This is a genomic window from Mesorhizobium sp. M0207, assembly GCF_040321995.1.
Lineage (GTDB): Bacteria > Pseudomonadota > Alphaproteobacteria > Rhizobiales > Rhizobiaceae > Mesorhizobium.
The window spans coordinates 21,598-28,157 of the sequence record NZ_JAMYSQ010000043.1; the positions used below are offsets into that span (position 1 = coordinate 21,598).

Annotated in this window: 3 protein-coding genes and 1 pseudogene; 1 reads left to right on the forward strand and 3 read right to left on the reverse strand. The window is 61.5% G+C overall.

All coding sequences use genetic code 11. From position 1 onward, the window contains the following. Positions 1 to 54: 54 nt before the first annotated feature. Positions 55 to 1,497, reverse strand: a complete 1,443-nt coding sequence (locus NKJ15_RS31510) for a LuxR C-terminal-related transcriptional regulator (RefSeq protein ID WP_352618722.1) — start codon at positions 1,495 to 1,497, stop codon at positions 55 to 57. 184 nt (positions 1,498 to 1,681) lie between these two features. On the opposite strand from NKJ15_RS31510, the gene NKJ15_RS31515 reads away from it, so the two are divergent. After that, positions 1,682 to 2,062: a hypothetical protein gene (locus NKJ15_RS31515; RefSeq protein WP_352618720.1), complete on the forward strand. Its 381-nt coding sequence runs from the start codon at positions 1,682 to 1,684 to the stop codon at positions 2,060 to 2,062. Positions 2,063 to 2,419: 357 nt separating this feature from the next. Here the strand turns inward: NKJ15_RS31515 and NKJ15_RS31520 are convergent. Further along, a pseudogene (locus tag NKJ15_RS31520) lies at positions 2,420 to 2,999 on the reverse strand (dienelactone hydrolase family protein). Between the two features lie 742 nt (positions 3,000 to 3,741). Continuing rightward, complete coding sequence (locus tag NKJ15_RS31525) at positions 3,742 to 5,487, reverse strand: adenylate/guanylate cyclase domain-containing protein (RefSeq protein WP_352819591.1); 1,746 nt, start codon at positions 5,485 to 5,487, stop codon at positions 3,742 to 3,744. Positions 5,488 to 6,560: the final 1,073 nt, after the last annotated feature.

Consider the following 6,560-nt stretch of genomic DNA (forward strand, 5'->3'; position numbering starts at 1 on the left):
CGCTAAGACTCGCTTGGTCGCGCCGAGGGCTCCGCAATGGTATCTCAATTGAAGCTAGGCCAGCCCCGCGCGGCGGGCGCCCTCCCGGATCGCGGCAATTGCAGGAGGACTGGTGACTGGATAGGAGCCGATAAATCCTTCGGCCGAAATGTCTGGAAATTCTCTCGCCAACCGGTTGGCAATCTTTATTGCCTGAGGTGTTTCGCCGAGCATGGCGTGCGCCATGGCTTGGAACAGCAGCGTTGCAGGCGAGTCCGGCGGAGCTTGGCTGAACGCGGTCAGGCACTCCCTGTGGAGACCTACAACGAAGCTCGACCGGCCCAGCATGCTATAGTACCAGGAAACATGTGGATTGAGACGGATCGCGCGCTTCGCCAGTTCATATCCTTCCTGCGGGTCGCCTGTCACGAATGCCTTTCCTCCGGCAAGCAAGGCAAGGGTATCGGCATCGTGCGGGGCGGCCGCCAAGGCAAGATCATGTTCTCTTGCTGTGGCAACGAGATCGCCCTGCAAGGCTCGAAGCTCGGCTAGACATATGCGCGCATGGGTATCACCCGCGTCGAGCGCCAAAGCTCGTTCGAGGCACAGTTTCCAGCGCTCCTTTGCGGCGGAAGGGTCATTGGTAAACGCATTGATGGCGGCGACGGCATGCGCCAGCCCCAAGACTGTCCAGGCTCTGGCAAGATCCGGGTCCAGCTCGATGGCACGCGTCAGAAGCCGCACCGCTTCCGCATTCGAAGCGTGCGTGTACAAATTGTGCTGCTCGACGCCGAGCAGATAGTAGTCATAGGCACGAAGGCTGGCGGGGTGTTTTCGACGGACGACATCACGTCGAAGTTTTGCGAGCTTGCCGCAACAGCTAGCAAGGACATTGACGACGTTTTCGGTGACTATGTCCTGCATCGCAAACAGGTCTTCCGCAGATCGATCATAGCGGGCCGTCCACAAATCGACTCCAGTGCGCGCGTCGACGAGTTGGACGCAGATCCGCAGCTGCTGCGCTGCCGCCTGCAAGGTCCCCTCAAGTAGATAATCCGCATTCAGTTCCCGCCCGATGGATCGCACGTCATCGCGCCGTCCCTTGTACGAGAGCATGGTCTGGCGGGCGATGACCGCAAGGTCGGGGTAGCGAGCGAGGTCGACCATGATGTCCGCCGACAAGCCATCGGCCAAGCGGTTCCATGCTTCGTCCGCGCTCAGATTGTCGAAAGGGAGAACCGCAACGACTGTTGGCCCTGAGCCCTCTACCGAAAGGCCACCGGATGGTGCCTGGCCCGTGTCTTGCTCGTGTTGGTTGGCAAGCAAGGTTGCAAGCGCCACTTTGTTGCGAATATCGAGTTTCCGATAGATGGCCGACAGATGGGTCCGAACGGTAGTCGGCGCTATGAAGAGCGTCTCGCCGATTTCACGATAGGTCATCCCCTCGGCGAATTTTGCAGCGACCACCCGCTCCCGGTCCGACAGACTGGTCAGAGGATTGCTTACGGCGCGAAGCATCGCTTCAAGTCTCCGATCCGCTACGAGTTGTGGCCGACCCGGCACGGCAAAATACTACAGATGCGATCCCGAAAACACAGCATTTGCACGATGCCATCCGACCGCCAGCAATTCTAGGCTTTCCTGTCGATACGGTTTCGTAGGGTCGCAGAGCCCCCAATCCATTCTGTAACAGGAGGTATCCATGACAAAGTCCTCAATCTTTGCCGCAATGCTGGTGCTGCCTTTGTCGGCTGGACCATGCTTGTCCGAAGGCATGCAATCTGGTGGCAAGCTGATTTCCGAAGATGCCACGAGAGCGGTTAGTGCCGAATTGTATTCCGATATTCTCATCCGAGCGTGCAGGAATGGATGGCGCTATCCTCGGAGCCAAATCGAGAACGGCTTCAAACGGCATCTCTGGGAGCTGAAATTGCAACTGGTCGATCAGGGTTACACGATCGTGCCTGGTGCGAAAGCGAACAACTCGCCCCGGAGTCTCTCCGCAACGGCATTTGTCGCCAAGCGCCAATCTGTCGCGTCGCGCCAGTTCGGCTGTTCCCGCCAATACTGGCTCGACGAGTGATCGTTCTGGAGCGCAACCGGGGCAGCATATCAGGCAAGTATTGTGGTCAATTGGCTTCCTAGTCCGGTCGTATCGGCTCGGTGGCTCCCTTTGAGTTCCAAGCTACATGTTCGGTCTAGGATCCGACGGATGTCTGGAATGGGTCAGGGGCGCGATTCGGCCAAGGGCGAACGAGCATCCGCCTGGGGTCGTGAGCTGAATGACTGCTTTTGGCAACGGGATGCTCGAAAGCTGCCGATCTGCTTGCGGCCCCGATTCGGTCATTTTGAAATATAGCCTTTGATGACTGCATGTGGCGCTCCTTGCTCCTCCCGATGGACGGGACGACCGCACTCAATAAGGCCCTCGCCGACATGGTTAGACACGGTCCAGGAACTCGAGCACCCGCCGCGTGAGCAGTGCGCTGGCAGCCGCGTCGTACGACGGGAGCGAGCTGTCGGCGAAGTGGTGCTGGTCGTCGGGATAGAGGAACAGCTCCGCGTCCTCGACCTTCTCCACGATCTCGCGAGCGGCGTCGATGTCGCCCTCGCCGATGAAGATCGGGTCGTTATCCATACCGTGGATCTGGACCGGGACGTCGTCCGGCCAGGATCCGAAGGCCCACTCGCCGCTAATCGGCAGACAGGAGTGGACGAGCAGGGCTCCGCAGGCACCGGGTCGTGTCTGTGTGAGCTTCTGCGCCGGCAGTACGCCGAACGAGAATGCGGCGTAAACGAGCTCGGGGTCAGATCGCCGGCGACGCGGACGCCGCGCTCCCGCATGTCGTCGAACCTGATCTCACCGATTTAGGCGAGACCCTCGTCAATACTCCGGAATGTGCGTCCGTCGAACAGGTCCGGCGTATGCACGGTGTGCCCGGCTGCCCGCAGGTCGTCAGCGAACGCGCGCACGCCGGGAGTCAACCTTGTGCGTGGTGGACCAGCAGGACCTCGGCCATGGGAGCCTCCAGATGGGACGTGGATTGCGGCGATAATTGCGAATCGCTTCGCAGAACTGCAAGCGATTTCGCTGTGCATCGAAGAACTTCCAAATGATGATAAGCCTCGGCGTATCGTCTTTTCCCGGCGTGACGACGCGGGGAAACCGATCTACACCAACAGATAGGCGGCGACGAAAATGCTTCGGCGTTACCCGCGTCCGCCAGACGGACGCACCGCGGTGGTAGTGTCTTGGTTCGAATTTCCGCCAAGGTTGACTCCGGCCGATGCGCGAAAGGCAGCTTGAATGAGCGCCATGAAAGTCGCTTTGAGCGCGTCCATTCGTTCAAGAACCCTAAGCTGCCGAACGACCGAAATCGACGGCGAAGGACTGGCTGGGTGGATACTGTTGAAAAAGTCCGGCGCACCGCAAATCGCCACCGATCTTAGAATCCAGTTCCACCCTGGCGCATTGCATGGAATCAGGATTCAATTTTGGGGTCTCTACGAAACGCCATCCTACGAAAGTGCCACGGGCGACCGCGACGCGGACTTTTTTGAACAATATCGGTATCGGTGGAGACCGGAAGTTCGACGCGAACCCAACAGAGAGCTCGCCGGCTGTTCACAGCTGCTCTACGGGCTCGGTCCTCGGACAAGCCGGCCAGAGAACTATCCTTCCAGAAGCGGCGCGGGATGAAGGGGCGCGTCCGCCTGGCCGGACGTGACGCGCAGGAGAGGGCATCTTTGCAGCCGCGACGATCACTCCGGCACGCCGGCAATACCCAACGCTTCGACGTAGTGCTCGGCGAACACCTTGTCCCGCCACGGGTTGATCTGCCTCTGCAGGCCGAGCGTGTAGGTCGGGAACGCCTCCATCAGCCGCCGCGCCGCCGCCTGCGCTTCGTCCGGCCGGTTGAGTTTGACCAGCGCCATGATCACCACCCGGTGCGAGGAGCCGTAATTCGGCATCTCGCGCAGCGCTCGTTCTCCCCAAGCCAGCGCTTCCTCGTAGCGTTCGAGCATCAGGTAGCTCATCCCGATGCCGGAGAGCGCGATGCCCTTCTCGGGGTCGACCGGACTCAGCCGCATCGCCCTGTGGAAGTGCTCGATCGCGACGAGGGGGTGGCCGGAATGGGCGTTCACCCAGCCGCTGCCCGTATGGCCCTGCGCCGAATTGGGGTTGAGGAGCAGGGACCGTTCGATCGTGTCCAGCGCCGTCTCGTAATCCTTGGCGCTGTAGGCGATCACCTGCGCGGCGAAACGCAAGCTTGTCGGGTCGTCTCGCGCGTCCGCCAGCACCTCGCGGGCCATGCGCACCGCGACGCGGATATCGTCGGGCTCGTGCCAGCACTGACTCACCGACAGGCTGCGGATATAGGCACCGAGTGCCTTCGCCAGGGTGAAGTCTGGGTCGATGCTGAGCGCCTCGTTGGTGAGCCGGCGCACGTCGGCGAAGCCTTCGCGCGTCATGCTGTAGAAGCGCGGCAGCGCACGAAGGTAGAGGTCGTAGGCACCGATGTAGTCGGTCGGCTTCATGCGCGCCTGCTTGATCTCCTGCAGCCGGATGCTCGGTTCGACAGCGCCGACGACGCTCTCGGTCACCTTGTCCTGCAGGTCGAAGATGTCGCTCACGTCGCCCTCGAAGCGGTCGGCCCAGACATGGTGTCCGCTGATCGCGTCCACCAACTGCCCACTGATGCGCACCCGCGATCCTGCTTTGCGGATGCTGCCTTCGAGCACGTAGCGGACGCCCAGCTCGCGCCCGACCTGGCGCAGGTCCACCGCCCGGCCCTTGTAGGTGAAGGACGAGTTGCGGGCGATCACGAAAAAGGAGTTCACCCGGCTCAATCCCGTGATGATGTCCTCCACCAGCCCGTCGGCGAAGTATTCCTGGTCGGGATCGCCGCTCATGTTGGTAAAAGGCAGAACCGCGATCGAGGGTTTCGCGGGCAGCGGAGGCGATGCAGCCACCGAGGCGCCGGCGTCGGTCTCGACGCGGTAGGCGCGCACCGGCCGCTCGATGTTTTTGAGGCGCAGATTGCCGAGTGGCGTGAAGCCGCAGTCGAGCTTGCCCTGAAGGTGGTCGTAGGCGGTGCCTGAGACGACCACGGTGCCGGGGTCGGCGATGCTGTCGAGGCGGGCTGCGATGTTGACCCCGTCGCCGTAGAGGTCGCCGTCCTCCTCGCAGACCACGTCGCCGAGATTGACGCCGATGCGGAAGCGAATCCGCTCTTCCTCGGGCATCTCCGCCTCGTGTTCTGCCAGGGCCTGCTGGATCGCCATCGCCGAGGCCACCGCGTTGACGACGCTCGCGAACTCACACAGCATGCCGTCGCCGGTGAGCTTGACGATCCGACCCCGGTGCTCAGAGACCAGCGGTTCGAGGAGGTCCTTGCGGTAGATCTTCAGCCGCTCGAGCGTGCCGCGCTCGTCGCGCTCCGTCAGGCGCGAATAGCCGACGACGTCGCACACCATGATCGCCGCGAGGTGGCGCTGCGTGTTCATTGCACCGCTCGGCCAAGCGCCTGCACGCGGGCCGCCCCGCGTCCATGTCCTGCCAACTTCCTGACGCCCCATGTGCATGGTATCCGTCTCTCCCAGTCGCCGCCCGTCGCCGATAGAGAGCGGAAAACGCAGCTCGACCTTGCCTTCACGAGATTTCGCTATCCCGCTTGCGAGGCGTGGAGCATTCCAGTCGCCGCGCTGACAGCCAACCGGCGACACGCCCACGCAGCCTCTGGGGACGCTGACACGCCACTCCCAGAAGGCCGGAGATATTTACTGCCCTTGGTAACCGGTTGACGCCACCGTGGCGGTGCTTTTGTCACCGCGATGTAACAGTGAGATGCCTACGAACGCGCATCGGGCATCACACCAGACGTTCGCGCTTTAGAGGTGCTGAGGTCGGAAAGTGGCGCGATGCGGACTTCGCCTACTCGGCAGCTGCCAGCGTGGGTCAAACGGCTTGGTTGGATAGAAACTTGCCGCATGGCGCGGCCTGTCGGAACAGCGTGATTGCGGCAAGGAGCCGACATCGAGTGGCCCCGCGTTGAGGCTTGCTCAAACTAGTCGCTCGCGGGCCGTTGAATCGAAATCACGAAGCCTAGACCTAAGGGCAGACGTTAGTCCTCCGGAATTTCGGTGACAGTGCACTTTGTGTCGCGTTCGCGCGACCGTCGTGTGTCGATTGACTGCGTGGCGGCGCGCTCGCCAAAGTGGGCGTAGGACTATCCAACGCGCGGCAAAAGAGCACTGGGCATGTTTTACAAGCCGCTTCGCGAAGTTGCCACGGACGATGATCACCTAGGAGCCTTAGGACATCCGCCCGCAATCACCAAAATCCTCAATCAACGATCGGCACATGAGGTCGCCGCCACAAAGCTGTGGCTAACCGACCTTCCACGTTCTCGCCGATACCCTCGTCACACCAGTCGCTGGCTCAGGCACGCGTCGCCATCGCCCTGTGACGCGCCGACTACAATCCTGTTTCATAACACCCATCTGTCTATGTCGTTGAAGTGAATAGGTTTTGCTGATCTGGATGCGATCCCGTGGGGTATTTTGGGTTTTGCCGCGCG

Bases quoted from the DNA above. Each gene is read 5' to 3' on its own strand.
- NKJ15_RS31510 (WP_352618722.1), bottom strand. From the start codon at position 1,497: ATGCTTCGCGCCGTAAGCAATCCTCTGACCAGTCTGTCGGACCGGGAG.
- NKJ15_RS31515 (WP_352618720.1), top strand. From the start codon at position 1,682: ATGACAAAGTCCTCAATCTTTGCCGCAATGCTGGTGCTGCCTTTGTCG.
- NKJ15_RS31525 (WP_352819591.1), bottom strand. From the start codon at position 5,487: ATGAACACGCAGCGCCACCTCGCGGCGATCATGGTGTGCGACGTCGTC.